The sequence below is a fragment of the Pseudomonas sp. W2Aug9 genome (assembly GCF_023127755.1).
Classification (GTDB): Bacteria; Pseudomonadota; Gammaproteobacteria; order Pseudomonadales; family Pseudomonadaceae; genus Aquipseudomonas; species Aquipseudomonas synxantha_A.
The window spans coordinates 37,536-56,185 of the sequence record NZ_SPKL01000037.1 but is presented as its reverse complement, the minus strand read 5'-3'; the positions used below and the strand labels follow the sequence as shown (position 1 = coordinate 56,185).

General features: G+C 60.7%; 18 protein-coding genes. 4 read left to right on the top strand and 14 right to left on the bottom strand.

What is annotated here, in order from left to right:
• Positions 1-475: 475 nt before the first annotated feature.
• From E3O56_RS24800 to E3O56_RS24785, 4 genes are read right to left on the bottom strand one after another with little or no spacing between them, the layout of a single operon-like run.
• Entirely contained in the window at positions 476-844 is a 369-nt protein-coding gene (locus tag E3O56_RS24800) for a glyoxalase superfamily protein (RefSeq protein WP_032879523.1), read from the bottom strand.
• Between the two features lie 29 nt (positions 845-873).
• On the bottom strand, positions 874-2,337 hold the full coding sequence (locus E3O56_RS24795; protein WP_103734923.1) for a D-aminoacylase: 1,464 nt from the start codon (positions 2,335-2,337) through the stop codon (positions 874-876).
• A 1-nt stretch (position 2,338) separates the two neighbouring features.
• Positions 2,339-3,199: a MurR/RpiR family transcriptional regulator gene (locus E3O56_RS24790; RefSeq protein WP_032879520.1), complete on the bottom strand. Its 861-nt coding sequence runs from the start codon at positions 3,197-3,199 to the stop codon at positions 2,339-2,341.
• A 25-nt stretch (positions 3,200-3,224) separates the two neighbouring features.
• Positions 3,225-4,574, bottom strand: a complete 1,350-nt coding sequence (locus E3O56_RS24785) for a gluconate:H+ symporter (RefSeq protein ID WP_228308955.1) — start codon at positions 4,572-4,574, stop codon at positions 3,225-3,227.
• Positions 4,575-4,820: 246 nt separating this feature from the next.
• Here E3O56_RS24785 and E3O56_RS24780 point away from each other — a divergent pair, with 246 nt between their 5' ends.
• Positions 4,821-5,201: a lysozyme inhibitor LprI family protein gene (locus E3O56_RS24780; protein ID WP_248129133.1), complete on the top strand. Its 381-nt coding sequence runs from the start codon at positions 4,821-4,823 to the stop codon at positions 5,199-5,201.
• Between the two features lie 36 nt (positions 5,202-5,237).
• On the opposite strand, the gene E3O56_RS24775 is transcribed toward E3O56_RS24780, so the two are convergent.
• The 4 genes from E3O56_RS24775 to E3O56_RS24760 all read right to left on the bottom strand — a co-directional run bounded on the left by E3O56_RS24775 (position 5,238) and on the right by E3O56_RS24760 (position 9,577).
• Positions 5,238-6,683, bottom strand: a complete 1,446-nt coding sequence (locus E3O56_RS24775; protein WP_032879517.1) for a SulP family inorganic anion transporter — start codon at positions 6,681-6,683, stop codon at positions 5,238-5,240.
• 193 nt (positions 6,684-6,876) lie between these two features.
• Complete coding sequence (locus E3O56_RS24770; protein WP_248129132.1) at positions 6,877-7,770, bottom strand: NAD-dependent epimerase/dehydratase family protein; 894 nt, start codon at positions 7,768-7,770, stop codon at positions 6,877-6,879.
• 103 nt (positions 7,771-7,873) lie between these two features.
• Positions 7,874-8,770, bottom strand: a complete 897-nt coding sequence (locus E3O56_RS24765; protein ID WP_248129131.1) for a LysR family transcriptional regulator — start codon at positions 8,768-8,770, stop codon at positions 7,874-7,876.
• Positions 8,771-8,812: 42 nt separating this feature from the next.
• Positions 8,813-9,577: a sulfite exporter TauE/SafE family protein gene (locus E3O56_RS24760; RefSeq protein WP_248129130.1), complete on the bottom strand. Its 765-nt coding sequence runs from the start codon at positions 9,575-9,577 to the stop codon at positions 8,813-8,815.
• Between the two features lie 189 nt (positions 9,578-9,766).
• Here E3O56_RS24760 and E3O56_RS24755 point away from each other — a divergent pair, with 189 nt between their 5' ends.
• Complete coding sequence (locus E3O56_RS24755; protein ID WP_248129129.1) at positions 9,767-10,657, top strand: LysR substrate-binding domain-containing protein; 891 nt, start codon at positions 9,767-9,769, stop codon at positions 10,655-10,657.
• On the opposite strand, the gene E3O56_RS24750 is transcribed toward E3O56_RS24755, so the two are convergent.
• Together E3O56_RS24750 and kynU are read right to left on the bottom strand one after the other, a co-directional pair.
• Positions 10,603-12,009: an amino acid permease gene (locus E3O56_RS24750; RefSeq protein ID WP_248129128.1), complete on the bottom strand. Its 1,407-nt coding sequence runs from the start codon at positions 12,007-12,009 to the stop codon at positions 10,603-10,605. The two genes, E3O56_RS24755 and E3O56_RS24750, sit on opposite strands and share 55 nt — an antisense overlap.
• A gap of 92 nt (positions 12,010-12,101) precedes the next feature.
• Positions 12,102-13,352 carry a kynureninase gene (gene kynU / locus E3O56_RS24745; RefSeq protein ID WP_248129127.1) on the bottom strand — a complete coding sequence of 417 codons (1,251 nt, stop codon included), beginning with the start codon at positions 13,350-13,352 and terminating at the stop codon, positions 12,102-12,104.
• A gap of 144 nt (positions 13,353-13,496) precedes the next feature.
• On the opposite strand from kynU, the gene E3O56_RS24740 reads away from it, so the two are divergent.
• Entirely contained in the window at positions 13,497-13,970 is a 474-nt protein-coding gene (locus E3O56_RS24740) for an Lrp/AsnC family transcriptional regulator (protein WP_032879507.1), read from the top strand.
• Between the two features lie 131 nt (positions 13,971-14,101).
• On the opposite strand, the gene catA is transcribed toward E3O56_RS24740, so the two are convergent.
• The 3 genes from catA to E3O56_RS24725 are packed head-to-tail and all read right to left on the bottom strand — an operon-like array spanning position 14,102 to position 16,502.
• The gene (gene catA, locus E3O56_RS24735) at positions 14,102-15,031 is read right to left on the bottom strand and encodes a catechol 1,2-dioxygenase (protein WP_032879505.1); all 930 of its coding nucleotides are present in this window, start codon (positions 15,029-15,031) and stop codon (positions 14,102-14,104) included.
• Between the two features lie 40 nt (positions 15,032-15,071).
• Entirely contained in the window at positions 15,072-15,362 is a 291-nt protein-coding gene (gene catC, locus E3O56_RS24730; RefSeq protein WP_043046752.1) for a muconolactone Delta-isomerase, read from the bottom strand.
• Positions 15,363-15,374: 12 nt separating this feature from the next.
• Positions 15,375-16,502 (bottom strand): muconate cycloisomerase family protein, encoded by a 1,128-nt coding sequence (locus E3O56_RS24725; RefSeq protein WP_103734931.1) that lies wholly within the window; start codon positions 16,500-16,502, stop codon positions 15,375-15,377.
• Between the two features lie 114 nt (positions 16,503-16,616).
• Between E3O56_RS24725 and E3O56_RS24720 the strand changes: the two genes are divergently transcribed.
• A complete protein-coding gene (locus tag E3O56_RS24720) occupies positions 16,617-17,492 on the top strand; it encodes a LysR family transcriptional regulator (protein WP_032879497.1) in 876 nt (291 codons plus the stop codon).
• 132 nt (positions 17,493-17,624) lie between these two features.
• On the opposite strand, the gene E3O56_RS24715 is transcribed toward E3O56_RS24720, so the two are convergent.
• Entirely contained in the window at positions 17,625-18,617 is a 993-nt protein-coding gene (locus E3O56_RS24715; RefSeq protein ID WP_103734932.1) for an AraC family transcriptional regulator, read from the bottom strand.
• Positions 18,618-18,650 lie beyond the last annotated feature (33 nt).

The window sequence follows — 18,650 nt, the reverse complement described above, 5'->3', positions numbered from 1 at the left end:
CTCGGCCCTCCGTGAGTTGGGCCTTACCTCCAGCGCACTTACCGGAACATGTGGGCCTTTGGATGCACACCAGTGCTCCTGTGAGGCGGCTGGGTTTATGGTCCTCCCGCGTGAATCCGGCACGGATTACTAGCCCGTGGCGGGCGGTCCAAAATTTGCGCGCGAACCCAGCCAACCTACTTCACGACGAACACAGAACGAGGGCGATACTAGCTCAGCACTCTGCTCCAAGGTGTAACGAACAACGGCCAGCTAGCCTTAAAATCTGTTGCTGTTTTTTGCAAAGTTAAACAACACAAAAGATCAATGCTGCCGTGAAAAACTCTTGTTCGTCTGGTGTTGCATAACGCCCTAAAGCAGCAGTAGTATTGTGACCACGCCAGTGCTCCTGTGAAGCCGCAACCCCAGCCACTAACTGGGTTTGCAAAAAAAACCGCCCTATCAAGGCGGTTTTTTATTGCCTGCCATTTGCCACTTAGCCCTCGCTGTCCTCGACAAACACCAAGCGATTCCCGAACGGATCCCGGATGCTCATTTCCCGCGATCCCCAAGGCGTTTCCTCGACCCCAGGCTTGGCATAGCGGTAATCCTTGCCGAGCAATTGCTGCTGGTACGCATCCACCCTTTGCGCCTGGATCCGCACCGCCGCGCCCGGCGAAGCATCGCCATGGTGCTCGGACAAATGCAACACGCACTCACCCAGCGACACTTGCAGGTACAACGGGAAATTCGCCTCGAACCGATGCTGCCAATCGACCTTGAACCCCAGGAAGTCGACGTAGAATTCCAACGCTTTGGTCTCGTCGAAAATCCGCAGGATGGGGGTGACTTTTCCTAAGTGCATGGCGACCGCTCCGTGTATGAGAACGCCCACTATAAAGACGAAAAGCCGCCACGCAAATCCCCACTGCGCGCCAGGAATCGCCCTGGCCGCTGGCCGTTGGCCTGCCCATTGCTGTAGCTCAGTACGCCGTTAACCCACACACCGTCGATCCCTTCCGCTGCACGTTGCGGTGTGTTGAAATCTGCCACATCACGCACCCGCAACGGGTCGAACAACACCAGGTCGGCCCAGTACCCTTCGCGGATTTCGCCACGCTCGGATAAGCCAAAGCGCGCTGCCGACAGACCAGTCATCTTGTGCACCGCCGTGTGCAACGGGAACAAGCCGATATCGCGGCTGAAGTGCCCCAGCACCCGCGGGAACGCCCCCCACAAGCGCGGGTGGGGAAACGGATCTTCGGGCAAACCATCGGAGCCCACCATCGACAACGGATGGGCGAGGATGCGCCGCACATCGTCTTCGTCCATCCCGTAGTACACCGCTCCCGCCGGTTGCAGGCGACGGGCAGCGTCCATTAGCGAAACGCCCCACTCGGCAGCGATAGCCTGCAGATCCCGCCCACCCATTTCGGGGTGCGGCGTCGACCAGGTGATGGTGATGCGAAACGCGTCGGTCACCTGCTTGAGATCCAGGGTCGAGGAGCTGGCGGCATAGGGATAGCAATCACAGCCCACCGGATGGTTTTTTGCCGCAGCTTCCAGGGCCGCCAACAACTGCGGACTACGCCCCCAGTTACCGGCACCAGCGCATTTAAGGTGGGAAATAATCACTGGCACCCTGGCATGTCGGCCGATCAGAAACGCCTCATCCATTGCCTCCAGCACCGGCTCGAACTCGCTGCGTAAATGCGTGGTGTACACCGCACCATAGGCCGTCAGTTCCTCAACGAGTTGCAACACTTCATCGGTCTCGGCGTTGAATGCGCTGGCGTAGGCCAGGCCTGTGGATAACCCCAGGGCACCGGCCTCCAGGCTCTCTTGCAACTGCACGCGCATGGCCGCGATTTCATACGGTGTGGCGGTGCGATGCAGGTCATCCATATGGTTGCTGCGCAGCGCGGTGTGGCCGATCAATGCCGCAACGTTCACCGCCGGATGGGCGCCTTGCACTGCGTTGCGATAATCGCTGAACCGCGGATAACAGAACTGCTCACGGCTGCCCAACAAGTTCATTGGGTCTGGCGGGTCACTGCGCAAACTCACCGGCGAAGCGCTGATGCCACAGTTGCCGACAATCACCGTGGTCACGCCCTGGCTGAGCTTGGGCAGCATCTGCGGCTGGCGGATCACCACCGTGTCATCGTGGGTGTGCACATCGATAAAGCCCGGCGCCAATACCCGGCCATGCGCATCGATGACATGCGCGGCCTCGTCGGCGGACAGGTCACCCATCGCCTGGATGCGCCCACCGCGCACGCCCACATCGGCGACAAACCCTTCGGTGTTGCTGCCATCAATGACCAGCGCCTGGCGAATCAGCGTGTCGTATTTCATATCAGTCTCCAAGCGGCAGGCTGTCAGGGCCGCCGCGGTAATCATCCAGGGCCAGCTTGATCCGGCGCAGGCGTTCCTGATTGTCGTCCGGCAAGGCCAGCGCCAGCTCGGTGGCAAGCAGGTCGATGGCCAGTAACATGCCGTAGCGGGCGGCGGTGGGTTTGTAGATAAAGCTGGTCTCCGCCGGTTGCAGCGGCAGCAACACATCCGCCAGTTCGGCCAGGGGTGAGTCCGCGAGGGTGAGGGCAATAATCCGCGCGTCGTAGTTGCGCGCCAGCTTCACCACATCCAGTAATTCGGGCGTACGGCCGGTGAGGGAACAGACAATCAAGGCATGTTGCGGGCCCAGGGTCGCGGCCGTGACGCGCATCATCACCGGGTCATGGCAGGCGGCAATCGGGTAGCCCAGACGCACCAGGCGCACTTGCAGTTCATCACTGCACAGGCTGGAGGGGCCGCCCATGCCGAACGCGTGAATCATCCGCGCCTTGCTCAGCAAAGTGACCGCGTCGGCAAAGCTGTGCTGGTTGAAACCTGACAAATGCTGGCGCAACGTCGCTTCGATATCGCCCAGGATTTGCCGATGAAAGGCCGACTGTTCCGGCAGCCCCGCCGGGTCCAGGAAGCGACTGCCCACGCCACTGGCCTGGGCCAGTTGCAGGCGCAAATCGCGCAAGTCACGGCAGCCGACGCTGCGGGCAAAACGCGACAAAGTCGCGGTGCTGACCTCGGCCCGCTGAGACAACGCCTCCAGGCTGGCCGAGGCGGCAAAGCCCACATCCTCAAGCATCAACTTGGCGATACGCCCTTCGCCGGCGCTGAACGAGTCCTGGCGGGCGCGGATCTGGTAGAGGATGTCCATGGAGGCTCCGGTTAGAGGGTCAGGCTCATAAAACCAGTGACAGGCCGTAGGTCAGACCGAAGGCGACCAGCGAAATCAGGGTCTCCAGTACGGTCCAGGTCTTGAAGGTCTGGATCACCGTCATATTGAAGTATTCCTTGATCAGCCAGAAGCCGCCGTCGTTAACGTGAGAAAAAATCACCGAGCCCGCGCCGGTCGCCAGCACCAGCAATTCGGGGTGTGGATAACCCAGGCCCAAAGCAACGGGCGCGACCACCCCGGATGCAGTGGTCATGGCAACGGTGGCCGAGCCCGTGGCGATGCGCATCAACGCAGCGAACAGCCAGCCCATCACCAGCGGCGACAAGTGGAACGCGTGGGCCAGGCCGAGGATTTCATTGGTCACACCGGCATCCACCAGAATGCGATTCAAGCCACCGCCCGCGCCCACCAGCAAGGTGATACTGGCGGTCGGCGCCAGGCACTCGTTGGTGAACTTGAGAATCGACTCCCGGTTGAAGCCCTGGGCCAGGCCCAGGGTCCAGAAACTCACCAGGGTCGCCACCAGCAGGGCGATCACCGAATTGCCGATAAACAGCAGGAACTGATTGAAACCACTGCCCGGGGTGGAAATCACATTGGCCCAGCCGCCGATCATCATCAGTACCACCGGCAACAGGATGGTGCCCATGGTCAGTGCAAAACTGGGCAGGCGAGTACGCGGTTCGCGCTCGATAAACTGGCGCTCCAGCGGGTTCTCGGCCGGCAGGTGAATATGCGGCACGATGAACTTGGCGTAGACGGGGCCGGCGATGATCGCCGTGGGGATACCGATCAAAATCGCATACAGCACCGTCTGCCCGACCGAGGCGTTGTAGGCCAGCACCGCCATCATCGCGGCCGGATGCGGTGGCACCAGCGCGTGCACCACCGACAAGCCGGCGACCATCGGCAGGCCGACCATCAGGATCGATACGCCCACGCGCCGCGCCACGGTAAAGGCAATCGGCACCAGCAGCACAAAGCCGACCTCGAAAAACAGCGGCAGCCCCACCAGGAACGCAATGCACACCATCGCCCAGTGGGCGTTGCGTTCACCGAAGCGGTTGATCAGCGTACGCGCCACCTGCTCGGCGCCACCCGACTCGGCCATCATCTTACCGAGCATGGTGCCCAGCGCCACCACCAGGGCGATATGCCCCAGGGTTTTACCGACGCCCGCCTCATACGACCCCATGATCGTGTCCGCCGGCATTCCGGCCATCAGCGCGAGGCCGATGGACACCAGCGTAATGACGATAAACGGGTTGAGTCGGTAACGTGCAATCAGCACGATCAATGCAATGATGGCAATGGCAGCGTATGCCAATAGCCCGAAGCCCGGTAATGCGGCCATGCGGTACTCCTCGGAAAGGGTCACGTCGAATTGGTTGTGAAACTCATAAATCATTACCGAGGAGTACTTTCAATTTTCATGAAAGTAATTTTCGCCCACGGACAAGCGTTGTCGCATGGAGATATGTCCAGCGCCAGCCCATGAAAATACGGGGGATGTTCTTACATGAAGATCAGGAATGCCGGAAACTCAAGCGCCGCCCTTGAGTCATAGAATGCGCATCCACTCATGCTCAGGAAACCGCCCATGATTCGCACCACACTCGTCGCCAGCGCCCTGCTTCTCTGCTTGGGTGGCACAGCGTATGCCGCCGACAATGCCGCGTTGAAAAAATGCATGGACAGCGCCAATACCACGGCAGACATGGTCAATTGCAACGCCAAACAAGCCAAGGTGCAGGACGAGCGCTTGAACCGCGCCTACAAGACCGCCCTGGCCGCCCAGGACGGCGCGCACAAGCAGCAACTGCAAGACGTGCAGCGCCTGTGGACCAAATACCGCGATGCCAACTGCGCCTTCGCCGGCAGCGCCACTGGCGGCACCATTGATCAGGTCAACGGCTCCGGCTGCGTGCTGGACATGACCCAGACCCGCGCCCAGGAGCTTGAAGACCTGGTAGGCCCCTGACTGCTGGAGCCGGTCTATTGTGGCGAGGGAGCTTGCTCAGTCATGGTGAACCCTGGCGCGCTTGAGCAGCTTCTTGCAGCGCTCGGATAAATGCAGCACCCGCAGATGCTTACCGGCCTTGGCATAGCGCTCGCGCAACGTCATCAGCGCAGCGATCGCCGAATAGTCGACAACACTCAGGTGGCGGCAATCCAACGTCACCTGGGCCGGGTCATTGGCCGGGTCGAACTGGTTCAAGAACGGCGTGGTCGAGGCGAAGAACAAGGTGCCATGCACCCGGTAAAGCTTGCTGCCGTCGGCCTCCAGATGTTCATCGGCGTACAGCTCTCGCGCCTGCTGCCAGGCAAAATTCAACGCGGCGATGACGATACCGCACAGCACCGCGGTGGCCAGATCCGTGAACACGGTGATGATCGTCACCGCCATGATCACCAGCACATCATTGAGCGGCACCTTGTTGATCACCCGCAACGAGGCCCAGGCGAAGGTCTGCTGCGACACTACAAACATCACGCCCACCAGCGCCGCCAGCGGAATACGCTCAATCAGCGGTGACAGAAACAGAATGAACAGCAGGATCATCACACCGGCAAACACCCCTGAGAAACGCCCGCGCCCACCGGAGCTGAGGTTGATCACGGTTTGCCCGATCATCGCGCAACCGCCCATGCCGCCAAACAGGCCCGAGACCATATTCGCTGCGCCCAGCGCCACGCTTTCGCGGTCGGGGTAGCCTCGGGTTTCGGTGATTTCGTCGGTGAGGTTGAGGGTCAGCAGGGTTTCCAGCAGGCCGACCATCGCCATCAGGAACGCGTAGGGCGCGATGATGCCGAGAGTGTCGAAGGTCCAGGGGATTTGCGGCAGGGCGAAGGTCGGCAAGCCACCGGCGATATGCGCCATATCGCCCAGCGTACGGGTCGGCAGACCAAGCAGGTACACCGCCAGACCAACGCCAAGGATCGCCACCAACGCGGGCGGCACAGCGCGGGTCAGGCGTGGCAGCAGGTAGACAATCGCCATGGTCACCACAACCAGGCCCGCCATCACATATAAAGGCGTGCCGCTTAGCCAGCGTTCGCCGCTCTTGAAATGTTCCAGTTGCGCCAGCGCAATGATAATCGCCAGGCCGTTGACGAAACCGAGCATCACCGAGTGCGGCACCATGCGCACCAGCTTGCCCAGGCGCAGCAGGCCGAAGGCGATCATGATCAACCCGCCCAGCAGTACTGTCGCCAGCAAGTATTCCACGCCGTGTTGCACCACCAGCGCAACAATCACCACCGCCATCGAGCCGGCTGCGCCCGAGACCATGCCCGGGCGGCCGCCGAACAAGGCAGTGAGGGTGCAGATGATAAAGGCGCCGTAGAGCCCCATCAGCGGGTTGAGGTGAGCCACCAGGGCAAAGGCGATGCATTCGGGCAGCAGCGCAAAAGACGTGGTGAGGCCGGCCAGGGCGTCGGCGCGCAGACGGGTGAGGTTCATGGAGTACCGGGGAATTGCGAGGGATGAGGCGAGGAATGGTACGGAATTGCGGCGAGTGGGGCTAGCCTCCAGAACTGAGTGGCCCCAATCGGGAGCAAGCCCCCTCCCAGACTTGAATGCATTCCAAAGTTTGAAATCGGTCAAATGTGGGAGGGAGCTTGCTCCCGATAGCGACACCCAGGTCTCAAGCGAATCAGACCATCTCGTTACGAATCCACTCCACCACCGACGTACGCTTGGGCACCCAGCCCAGCAGTTCGCGAGCGTGCTTGCCGCGTACGCGGCTGTTGGAGCCCAACCCGTAGTTGGCCATTTCATAGCCCCACTCGGCTTCAGCCTCGGCCAACGGCCAATCCTGCGGTTCGCCCAGGTTCAGCGCCTGCGCAATCGCCGTAGTCATGTCGATAAACGCCGCTTCGCCGCTTTCCACAAAGTAGAAAGTACCCGGGACGTTTTTGGTCAGTGCCAGCAGATACAGGTCGACCACATCCTCAATGTGCACGTTGGACCAGATGTTCTGCCCGCTGCCCACATGGCGCACTACACCGCTCTTGCGTGCCTGCTTGAGCAAGCGTGGCAATTGCACGCTGTCACGCTTCACGCCCAGGCTGTGGCCGTAGATCAGGGTGTTGCAGATCACCGCCGAATTCACACCGTCACTGGCCGCCGCGAGGATCAGGTTGTCGATCGCCACCCGCGCGGCTTTGTCGACGGTCGGCTCAGGCAGGTTGCCTTCGAAGTAGATGACTTCACTGGCCTTGCCGCCCGACGCATCACCGACAATGCTCGACCCGCTGGTATGCAGGAACGGCTTGTTCGAGCCTTTCAAGGCGGCCAGCAAGGTTTCCACGGCGGCGCGATGGTCGCTGCTGGCAGCGTTGATCACCGCATCAGCCTTCTGTGCCTGCTCGGTCAATACGGCTGCGTCGTCGAGGGTGCCGATCACCGGCGTAATGCCCAGGGCGGTCATTTCGGCGGCTTGTTCGGCGCTGCGCACCAGGCCGGTGACGTCATGGCCAGCGTTGACCAGGCCGGTGGCGATGGAACCGCCGATAAACCCTGCTGCACCGGTAACGAATACATTCATGGAGGTTGCTCCTGACTGGGTAAGTGATGCACCCAGTATCCAGCCCCCACTGCTGTCGAATAAGCCCGTACGGCCCAATTCACTCTTGCGTGCAAGTCACGAATCAGCGCGCATACCGCGCCAGCTTGGCCTGAATGAAGTCCAGGAAGCACTGAATGCGCAGCGCCAATTGCGAGTTGCGATAGAACACCGCGTGGATCGGCTGGCGATAACCGCTGTTGGACGCCTCCAGCATGGGCACCAGGCGGCCGGCATCGATATCGTCGACCGTCATGAAATTCGACAGGCAACAAATACCCTGCCCCTGCAGCGCCAACTGGCGCACAGTTTCGCCACTGGATGCGCTGACACCGGGCTGGATCAGCCAGCGGTCACCTTCACCATGACGCAGCGGCCAGTGGTTGAGGGTCTCGGTGTGGGTGAAGCCCAGCAAGGTGTGATCGGCCAACTCGGCAACGGTCGTCGGCGTGCCGTATTGCTTGAGGTAGTCGGGGCTGGCCAGGATATGCAGCGGCGTGCTGCCCAGGGAGCGCGCATGAAGGGTCGAGTCGGCCAGGGTGCCAATGCGAATGGCGATGTCGGTGCTTTGCTCAAGCAGGTCGATGATCAAGTCGTCGCTGTTGAGCTCCAACTGGATATCCGGGTACAAGCGGCGAAACTCGGCGATGTACGGCACGATCCCGTGCAGCATGAACGGCACGGCGGCATTGATACGCAGGCGACCGGCCGGTTTTTTCTGGCGCGACGACAGGCGCTCTTCCAGCTCGTCCATCTGCGCCAGGATCACCTTGGCCTGCTCGAAGAAGTACTTGCCCTCTTCAGTCAGGTCCATGCGGCGCGTGGTGCGGTTGATCAGCGTGGTGTCGAGCTTGGCTTCCAGGCGCGACAGCGTGCGGCTGACCGCAGACGGCGTTTGCCCGACCTTTTCGGCGGCGGCAGAAATCGAGCCGCATTCAATCACGCTGACGAAGATCTGTAGCTCATCGGAACGGGCTTTCACGGGCGGTCCTTCATTTATCGGCTGACACAGGCACGGTCATTATTAACCAGCCAGCAACAAATGGCCTCCCAACAACGCCATGCCCGTGAAAAACCCACGTTTGAACCACAGCGCACTGATGCGTCGGCGAACCACTTGGCCCAGCCACATCCCCAGCAATGCCGGCACCAGCGCCAACACTGACGCACCGATTTCACCACCGCCCAGCGCTCCGCGCCAGGCCAGCCCGGCGGCCAGCGCCAGTGTCGACACCGTGAACGACAGCCCCAGCGCCTGCACCAACTGATCACGGCTCAAGCCCAGCGCTTGCAGATACGGCACCGCAGGGATCACGAAAACACCGGTGGCCGAGGTGATGATGCCGGTGATCAGCCCACACAAGGGCCCCAGCCAGCGCTCGGCCCAGGGCGCGACCTTGAAGGTCGGCAGGAACAAGCCGCTCAACGCATATACCAGCAACGCCGCACCCAACGCGCGGACCACCCACGGCCCACCGTCCATGCCCAGCCACACGGAGCCTAGCCCGGTGCCGCAGAAAATAAGCGACAGCATCGGCCACAGGCGTTTGAGCAAGGCACTCAAATGACCGCCAAACGTCAGCTGCCAGAGATTGGTGATAGTCGAAGGAATGATCAGCAACGCCGCAGCCTGCGCCGGTAACATAGCCAGGCCGAGCATGCCCATGGCTACAGTGGGCAGGCCAAGGCCGATGATGCCTTTGACCGTACCGGCCAGCAGGAAGGTAGTGATGACCAACGCTGTCAGGGCTGGACCGAGGTTTTGGTAGAATGCTAGGAAGGTATTCATGCACCGATTGTGCAGGGCTGGAGAGAGGCTGAAAATTCGCCATATACTGAGGCAGCCTCTTGTTTTGTGTGAGGCTGATGCCGTCATCGCAGGCAAGCCAGCTCCCACATTTTGAACTGTGAATACATCCAAGTGTGGGAGCTGGCTTGCCTGCGATGACGCCCGCCCAGTCACCGGAAACCTGCAGCCATGCACTTTGACCTGATCGACCTGCGCCTCTATCTGCACATCCTCGACAGCGGCAATATCACTGCCGGTGCAGCCCGTAGTCATTTATCCCTGGCGGCCGCCAGCGCACGCATCCGGGCAATGGAGTCTTCACTGGGCATCGCGTTTCTTGAGCGTGGCCGCCGTGGCGTCACCCCAACGCCGGCAGGCAAAGCCCTGGCTCGGCATGCTCGCCTGCTGTTGCAACAGGCCGAACACCTGCAACAGGACCTGGCCGAATACGCCAATGGCGTCAAAGGCCAGGTACGCTTGCTGTGCAATACCACCGCCCTTAGCGAGTACCTGCCTGAATTGCTCGCACACTTTTTGCGCGAGCACCCCAACCTCGATATCGACTTGCAAGAATTGCCCAGCCTGCGCATCACCCACGCCTTGCGCCAGGGCACTGTCGACCTGGGGATTATTTCCGATGCCGTGGACACCCACGGCTTGCAGACCCTGGCGTTTCGCGATGATCCGCTGGTGCTGATCATGCCCCTGGACCACCCGTTGACCCGCCCGAGTTTTATCGACAGCTTGCAATACGACTACGTGGGCCTGGCGGCCAACAGCGCGCTGGCGGTTTATCTGGAAGAACAGGCACTGCACACAGGCTTTCGCTTGCAGACACGCATTCGCGCCGACGGTTTTAATGGGTTGATTCGCATGGTCGCCGGCGGCGCGGGTCTGGGCATCGTGCCGCAGGCAGCCTTGGAGCGCTGGCCGTCAGAACGCCGTTTCAAGGCCCACCCCCTGCAAGAGGAGTGGGCCTGTCGCTCGTTGCTGTTATGCGCACGCTCGTTCGAGCAACTGCCGGGTTACGCCAGGGCTTTGTTCGACGCCTTGGCCCTGCCCTTGCGGAAGAACCCGTAATACACCGCCGACAGAATCAACAGGAACGGCACGCCGAATACCAAGGTCATCTTGAACGCTTCGGTGAAATAGGTGGTGATCATTACCGCCCCCATCAGCACCAACCCCAGCAGCGTACTGTAGGGAAACAGGCGCAACTGGAACGACAACTTCGCCCCGCCATGGCGCTTGCGATAGCGGCGAAAGAACAGGTGCGTGAGGAATATCATGAACCAGGTGAAGATCGCGCCAAACATCGAGATCGCCATCATCAGGGTGAATGAGCTTTCCGGGTACACCACATTCAGCAGGGTCGCCAGGGCAATGCCCGAGCTGGAAAGCAACAAGGCATTCAGCGGGATGCCGTTCTTGCTCAAGGCGCCCATGGACCTGGGTGCAAAACCTGCACGCGACAGGCTGAACATCATGCGCGTGGTGATGTAGAGCTGACTGTTCATCGCCGACAACGCCGCGATCAGGATCACGAAGTTCATCACCCCGGTGGCGCCGGGAATGCCGATGGTCTGCATCACCGTCACGAACGGGCTCTGGCTCTGACCAGCCTGGTTCCACGGCACGATGGCAAGCATCAGCGCCAGGGTCAGCAGGTAGAACACCACCAGCCGCACGATGGTTGCGCGAAAGGCTTTCTTCACCGCCTGCTCCGGGTCGGCCGCTTCACCAGCGGCCACGGCGATCATCTCGACGCTGAGATAGCTGAAGATCGACACAATCACCGCGATCCACATGCCGCTCAAACCATGGGGGAAAAAGCCGTCGTGGGCCGTGTAGTTCTGCACACCGTACTGCGGGTTGCCGGAACCGAACACCACATACACCGCCAGGATGATGAAGCCGACAATGGCGCTGATCTTGATGGTCGAGAACCAGTATTCGAAGTTGCCGAAGGTCTTCACGCTGATCGCATTGAGCACAATCAACACACTGGAAAACGACACGATCCATACCCACTCCGGTACGTTGGCGAACCAGTACTTCATGTACATCGCCACCGCCGTAACCTCGGCCCCCACCGCCAGCACAATCGCCGCCCAATAGGCATACCGCACCAGGAACCCGGCCAGCGGGCTGATGTAGAACTCGGCATAGGCGCCAAAGGAGCCAGAGGTGGAATGGGCCACCGTCATCTCTGCCAGGCAGCCCATCAGCAGCAAGGTGATCAAGGCGCCGATGGCATAGCTCACCAGCACACTGGGCCCGGCATAGCCAATGGCGTAGGCGCTGCCCATGAACAGCCCGGTGCCGATGGCGCCGCCGATAGCGATCATGCTCATCTGGCCGGAAGTGAGCTGGCGCCTGAGGCCCAGTTCGCGGTGGGTGATTTCTGCAAAGCCGTTGTCTGGCGCGGTCACTGGAGTGCCCCTTTATTATTGTGATGGTTGCTGCTGGCGGTGAATCCTGTGGGAGGGAGCAAGCCCCCTCCCACATTGGGTGTGTGGTGCTATTAAGTAACGCTGTTTCGGACTTTGAATTGCGGCTGGTCCCAGGTGCGGTTGTCGAGAATTTCACCAAGGATTTCCACCGCGTCCCACACCTCGGTAAAGCTTGTGTACAGCGGCGTGAAACCAAAGCGCATGATCCGCGGCTCACGGTAATCGCCGATCACGCCTCGGGCGATCAGGGCCTGGATCACCGCGTAACCTTCGGGGTGTTCGAAGCTCACATGGCTGCCGCGCCGGGCGTGCTCACGCGGCGTGATCAGTTCCAGGCCATGGGCGGCGCAGCGGCTTTCGACCAACGCGATAAACAGGTCGGTCAATGCCAGGGATTTGCGGCGCAGGCTGGCCATGTCGGTCTGGGCGAAAATGTCCAGGCCGCATTCCACCATGGCCAACGAAGTGATCGGCTGGGTACCGCACAGGTAGCGCGCGATGCCGGCGCTGGGGGCGTAGCTCGATTCCATGGCGAACTGACGGGTATGCCCGAACCAGCCTGACAACGGCTGGCGCACCACATCCACCAACGCCGGGTTGACCCAAACAAATGCCTGGGAGCCCGGGCCGCCGTTGAGGTATTTGTAGGTGCAGCCAATGGCATAATCAGCGCCGGCCTGGTGCAGGTCCACAGGCACCGCGCCCGCTGAGTGCGCCAGGTCCCAAAGGCTCAGCGCGCCACACTCGTGGCTCAGCGCAGTCAGCGCCGCCATGTCGTACATGTAGCCAGTCTTGTAGTTGACGTGGGTGAGCATCACCACCGCCACGTCTGCGTCGATGGCCTGGGGCAGTTCGGCCGGGCTGTTGACCAGGCGCAGGGAATAGCCTTGTTGCAGCAGTTCGGCCAGGCCCTCGGCAATATACAAATCGGTGGGAAAGTTATTCGCTTCGCTGACGATCACCTTGCGCGCCGGGGAGCGTTGACGCTGCACACTCAACGCCGCGCTCAGCACCTTGAACAGGTTGATCGAGGTGGTATCGGTGACCACCACTTCGTCCTCACGCGCACCGATCAACGGTGCCAGGCGATTGCCCAGGCGCTGGGACAAATCCGCCCAGCCTGCGCTGTTCCAGCTGCGAATCAAGCCATTGCCCCACTCTTGGGCGATCACCTGCTGTGCCCGTTCCAGCGCTGCCACCGGGCGCGCGCCGAGGGAGTTGCCGTCGAGGTAGATCACGCCCTCGGGCAGGGCGAATTGGGCACGCAGGGGTGCCAACGGGTCCTGGGTGTCGAGGGCTTGGCAATGGCTTCGAGTGGTCATGGGTCGTCCTGGTTTTTGTAAGTGAGGATGGACCAAATAATGAACGAACTTTTAGAGAATTTTCGTGCAAAGTGGTGGGTAAACGGCTATTTAAGCTGTAGGAAATTCGAATTTAATCTCAAAATACGCGGATATCTTCCAAGCATGATTCTCGACGCCACCGACCTGCGCCTCCTGCATTTTCTGCAACAGGATGGCCGTATCAGCAACCAGGAACTGGCGGAAAAAGTCGCGCTGTCACCCTCTGCCTGCCTGCGCCGTTTGCGTTTGTTGGAGAGCGAAGGAATCATCAGCGGCTATCGCGCGGTATTGAATGCCGAACAGTTGGGGATCGAACTCGAAGCCATCGTGCACCTGTCGCTGCGCCAGGATATCGAGGACTGGCATGAGACGTTCATCAAGAAGGTGCAAGGCTGGCCAGAGGTGGCAAGCGCCTATGTGATCACCGGTGCCAGCAACTATGTGCTGCGGGTGCAGGCACGCAACCTCAAGCACTTTTCGGACTTTATCGTGAACCACCTGAACCGCACGGCGGGGGTGATGGATATTCGCTCTGAAATTGTGCTGCAGAAGATCAAGGATCGGGATGAGGTGCTGGATCTGGTCCTGCGCAAGTAACCCATCACTACAGATCAAATGTGAACTAAATGTGGGAGGGAGCTTGCTCCCGATAGCGCAGGATCAGTTAGTAAATAAGTGACTGACACACTGCTATCGGGGGCAAGCCCCCTCCCACATTCTGCCCGCGCTCAGTCCTCGAGAGCCCGTGTGCGTTGCATGCGCTTTTGCTCCACCGGCGCATCAGCCACCTGCAACTCAAAGTCAAAATCAATCTGCGCAAACCGCCCTTCCACGCCAAATTCCCGCGCCAGTTGCGGATCGTCGCTGAAGCGGATCTCGGCAATCAGTTCATCGCGGGTGGCATAGGCAAAGTCATCATGCAGGTACGGGTCATCCGAGAGGTTGATCTGGGTGGTCAGGTGCCGATGCCCGGGCGCCGAGATGAAAAAGTGGATATGCGCTGGCCGTTGCCCGTGGCGCCCCAATTGATCGAGCAACTGCTGCGTCGGCCCGGTCGGCGGGCAGCCGTAGCCCGAGGGTACGATGCTGCGAAAACGGTAGTGGCCCTGGGCATCCGTCTCGATACGTCGGCGCAGGTTGAATTCAGACTGGTTCGGGTCGAACCACGAATAAGTACCGCCCGTATTGGCCTGCCACACATCGACAATCGCCCCCGCCAATGGCTTGCCCTCGGTATCGCGCACTTGCCCGCGCATGAACAACGGCACCGCGTCGTCCTTGCCATCATCCAGCCGTGCCTCGTATTTGGACAGCGGCGCGCCGGCCACGTAAAGCGGGCCTTCGATGGTGCGCGGTGTACCGCCGGACTTGCCCGCCTGCTCATCGGCGGCGTCCATCAACAGGTCCAGGTAATGCTCCAGGCCCAGGCCAGCGGCGAGCAGGCCGGCTTCCTGGTTTTTACCCAGATCATTGAGGTAGTTGACCGCCTTCCAGAACTCCTCGGGAGTCACTTCCAGGTCTTCGATGATGTTCACAGTGTCGCGCAGGATCCGGTAGATCAGCGCCTTGGCGCGCGGGTTGCCGGCGTCATTGAGGTTGCCGCTGGCTTCTTCGAGAAAGCGTTGGGCGTGGGCAGTCTGGGACAGGCGGATGGACATGGTGCACTCCTCATCTTGTAATTATCAGGTTGAAACCGGCTTAGCGGTCGTCCGCATGGATGGACGACGGGTGCCGGCACAGCGCATTCACTTCGATAGCCATGTAAGGAAACAATGGCAGTTGCATCAGCAGGTCATGCAGGTCCTGCACGCTGTCGACATCGAACACGCTGTAGTTTGCGTAGTGCCCGGCGATGCGCCACAGGTGGCGCCACTTGCCCTCTTGTTGCAGGCGTTGCGCCAGGGCTTTCTCTTCGGCCTTGAGGCTGTCGGCACGCTCGGGATGCATGTCGAGGGGCAGGTTCACAGTCATTTTTACGTGGAACAACATGGCAGGCGCCTCTTAATATTTGTCACGGCTAAAGAACGCCAGACGCTCTTCATCGAGCGCCAGGCCCAGGCCCGGTGCAGTGGAAACATGCAGCTGGAAATCGCGGTACACCGGTGGCTCGGCAAGGATGTCTTCGGTGAGCAACAACGGGCCGAACAGCTCGGTGCCCCACGCCAGTGTGCTCAGCGTAAGGAAGGCATGGGCCGACGCCAGGGTGCCGATACCGCCTTCGAGCATGGTGCCGCCGTACAGGCCGATGCCTGCCGCCTCGCCGATCGCCGCCGTACGCAGCACGGCGCGGGGGCCGCCGTTCTTGGCAATCTTGAGGGCAAACACCGAGGCCGCGCCTTCACGCGCCAGGTTGAACGCATCTTCGACACACTCGATAGACTCATCGGCCATGATCGGCACCGGGCTCGACAGGTTGAGCCGGGCCATACCGCCACGGTTGTTGCGTGAGATGGGTTGCTCGATAAGGTCGATACCGTTGTCGCCGAGCACCTTGCACGCCCGCAGCGCCACGGCCTCATCCCAGGCCTGGTTGACGTCGACACGCACACTGGCGCGCTCGCCCAAAGCTTTTTTGATCGCGATCACATGGGCCAGGTCGCGGCTGACTTCACCGGCGCCGATCTTCAATTTGAAGATGCGGTGACGGCGCAGGTCGAGCATTTTCTCGGCCTCGCTGATGTCCTGTTCGGTATTGCCGCTGGCCAGGGTCCAGGCCACCGGCAACGCGTCACGCACGCGCCCGCCCAGCAGTTCGCTGACCGGTAGGCCCAGGCGTTTGCCGAGGGCGTCGAGCAAGGCGCTTTCGATGCCGGATTTGGCAAAGGTGTTGCCGCGAATACTGCGCTCCAGGCGCAACATGGCGGCGTTGATGTTGTTCGCATCCTGGCCGATCAGCAGCGGCGCGAAATGGCGGTCGATGTTGACCTTGATGCTGTCGGGGCTTTCATTGCCATAGCTGAGGCCACCGATGGTGGTAGCTTCGCCGATGCCTTCAATGCCGTCGGTGCACCGCAGACGGATAATCACCAGGGTCTGGTTTTGCATGGTGTGCATCGCCAGCTTGTGCGGGCGAATGGTGGGGAGATCGACGATGAGGGTGTCGATCGACTCGATGGTGCAAATCGGCATGGCAATACCCGTTGGGTTCTTTATAGATTTGCGTCGATTCTGTTCCGCATTTTTTCGGGCTTCCAATATAGAATTGGTCTTGTGCGATACCCTCAAGGTATGAAAGGAGTCGATATGGAACTGCGTCACTTGCGCTATTTCCAGGTGCTGGGCGAGACCCTTAATTTCACCCGGGCTGCCGAACGCCTGCACATCGCCCAGCCGCCCTTGAGCCGGCAAATCCAGCAGCTGGAGGATGAACTGGGGGTGCTGCTGCTGGAGCGTAGCCGACCGTTGCGCCTGACCGAAGCCGGGCGGTTTTTCTATGAACACGCCAATGTGCTGCTTGAACAGCTGGGCACGGTTTGCGACAACACACGGCGCATTGGCCTGGGCGAAAAGACGTGGCTGGGCATCGGCTTTGCACCCTCGACCTTGTACGGCGTGCTGCCGGAACTGATTCGCAGGCTGCGCAATCACGAGGCCCTGGAGCTGGAGTTGGGCTTGTCGGAGATGACTACGCTGCAACAGGTCGAAGCGCTCAAGGCCGGGCGCATCGATGTGGGTTTCGGGCGCATTCGCATCGACGACCCGGCCATCGTCCAGCGCGTATTGGTGGAGGATCGCCTGGTGGCCGTGCTGCCCAGCGGTCACCCCTTGCTGGGTGCCCCTGCCACCCTCGCCCAGTTGGCCACCGAGCCCTTTGTGCTCTACCCAGGCAACCCGCGCCCCAGTTATGCCGACCATGTGATCGCGCTGTTCGACGCCCACGGTTTGAGCCTGAAGGTGGCGCAGTGGACCAACGAGTTGCAGACCGCCATCGGCCTGGTAGGCGCCGGTATGGGTGTAACGCTGGTACCGGCGTCGGTGCAGGTGCTGCATCGGGCGGATATTGGCTATACGCCGGTGGTGGAGGCGACTGCGACCTCGCCGATCATTCTGAGCCGACGGGTGAATGACCAGTCGCCGGGGCTGACTCATTGCCTGCAACTGGTGGAAGAGTTGATCTGAGATTCCATATGCACTGAAAATCCAATGTGGGGGGGGCTTGCTCCCGATAGCTGTGGTTCAGTCAACTTTTCCAGTGCCTGACACACCGCTATCGGGAGCAAGCCCTCTCCCACATTTTGATCTTCATCAGGTTCAAGTAATGCGCATGCGCTTGCGCTGCTGTGTCTGACTGGGCGACTCATCAAACAACTTGCGGTACTCCGCCGAAAACCGCCCCAGGTGAGTAAAGCCCCAACCCAACGCAATTTCAGAGATAGTACGCACCGAGCCCTGTTCAAGAATCTCCTGTCGCACCGCCCCCAACCGATGCTTCTTCAGATACGCCATGGGCGACAAGGCGAAGTACTTGCGAAACGCATCGAACAGCTTGAACCGCGACACCCCGGCCGCCGCTTCCAGGTCTTCCAGGTGCAGCGCTTCACGGGCGTTGTCGTGGATGTACTGGCGCGCACGAATCAGGTAGTGCGGCAGTTTTACCCCCAACACCTCGCGCAACTCTTCAGAATAGTTATTCGGCTGGGCCAGGATCAGCCCTTTGATCAGCGAGCTTTCCAGGTCCCGGGTAAATGCTGCCTGCTCGTACAACTCGCTGCTGCATTCCAGTTCGGCGATGAAGTATCGTGCCATGCGCCACCACGAAGCCGGGGCGCCGTCCACGGCATCCATCACCGATTCAAAGCGCAGCGGCGCATCAATGGGCCGTTGCAGCAAACCTTCCAGCGACTCGCTCATCGCCGTACGGGTGATCACCACCTGCAACTTGCGACAGTCACCGGAAATCGCCAGCACCTGGTGCTCGTTGGGTGAAATGATCACGCCCTGGTCGCGGTTGGAACTGAGGCGTTCACCGTTCTTGCTCAGCTCCTGTTCGCCCACCAACGGCAGGCTCAGGCTGTAGCTGCTGAAATGCTCGGCGTCTTCGATGTCGATAGTCACGTCGGTGCCGTACTCAATCACACCCAGGGTGGTGGCGCGGGACTTGAACACGTTGGCGCTGTGATGAAATCGCAGGCGCTCAGGGGTAGCCGTCGCCAGGCGATGGGGCCCGCAGATGCCGGACATCCAGCTGCGGGCACCTTCGAGGTCAAAGCGTTGAATATGAATATCGTGTGTCTGGCTACTCATCGGGCTGCACCCACGGCGGTTAGGCGTTTGCGC

Excerpts from the sequence above, each read along its gene's own strand:
- E3O56_RS24800 (WP_032879523.1), bottom strand. The coding sequence starts at position 844 with ATGCACTTAGGAAAAGTCACCCCCATCCTGCGGATTTTCGACGAGACC.
- E3O56_RS24795 (WP_103734923.1), bottom strand. The coding sequence starts at position 2,337 with ATGAAATACGACACGCTGATTCGCCAGGCGCTGGTCATTGATGGCAGC.
- E3O56_RS24790 (WP_032879520.1), bottom strand. The coding sequence starts at position 3,199 with ATGGACATCCTCTACCAGATCCGCGCCCGCCAGGACTCGTTCAGCGCC.
- E3O56_RS24785 (WP_228308955.1), bottom strand. The coding sequence starts at position 4,574 with ATGGCCGCATTACCGGGCTTCGGGCTATTGGCATACGCTGCCATTGCC.
- E3O56_RS24780 (WP_248129133.1), top strand. The coding sequence starts at position 4,821 with ATGATTCGCACCACACTCGTCGCCAGCGCCCTGCTTCTCTGCTTGGGT.
- E3O56_RS24775 (WP_032879517.1), bottom strand. The coding sequence starts at position 6,683 with ATGAACCTCACCCGTCTGCGCGCCGACGCCCTGGCCGGCCTCACCACG.
- E3O56_RS24770 (WP_248129132.1), bottom strand. The coding sequence starts at position 7,770 with ATGAATGTATTCGTTACCGGTGCAGCAGGGTTTATCGGCGGTTCCATC.
- E3O56_RS24760 (WP_248129130.1), bottom strand. The coding sequence starts at position 9,577 with ATGAATACCTTCCTAGCATTCTACCAAAACCTCGGTCCAGCCCTGACA.
- E3O56_RS24755 (WP_248129129.1), top strand. The coding sequence starts at position 9,767 with ATGCACTTTGACCTGATCGACCTGCGCCTCTATCTGCACATCCTCGAC.
- kynU (WP_248129127.1), bottom strand. The coding sequence starts at position 13,352 with ATGACCACTCGAAGCCATTGCCAAGCCCTCGACACCCAGGACCCGTTG.
- E3O56_RS24740 (WP_032879507.1), top strand. The coding sequence starts at position 13,497 with ATGATTCTCGACGCCACCGACCTGCGCCTCCTGCATTTTCTGCAACAG.
- catA (WP_032879505.1), bottom strand. The coding sequence starts at position 15,031 with ATGTCCATCCGCCTGTCCCAGACTGCCCACGCCCAACGCTTTCTCGAA.
- catC (WP_043046752.1), bottom strand. The coding sequence starts at position 15,362 with ATGTTGTTCCACGTAAAAATGACTGTGAACCTGCCCCTCGACATGCAT.
- E3O56_RS24725 (WP_103734931.1), bottom strand. The coding sequence starts at position 16,502 with ATGCCGATTTGCACCATCGAGTCGATCGACACCCTCATCGTCGATCTC.
- E3O56_RS24720 (WP_032879497.1), top strand. The coding sequence starts at position 16,617 with ATGGAACTGCGTCACTTGCGCTATTTCCAGGTGCTGGGCGAGACCCTT.
- E3O56_RS24715 (WP_103734932.1), bottom strand. The coding sequence starts at position 18,617 with ATGAGTAGCCAGACACACGATATTCATATTCAACGCTTTGACCTCGAA.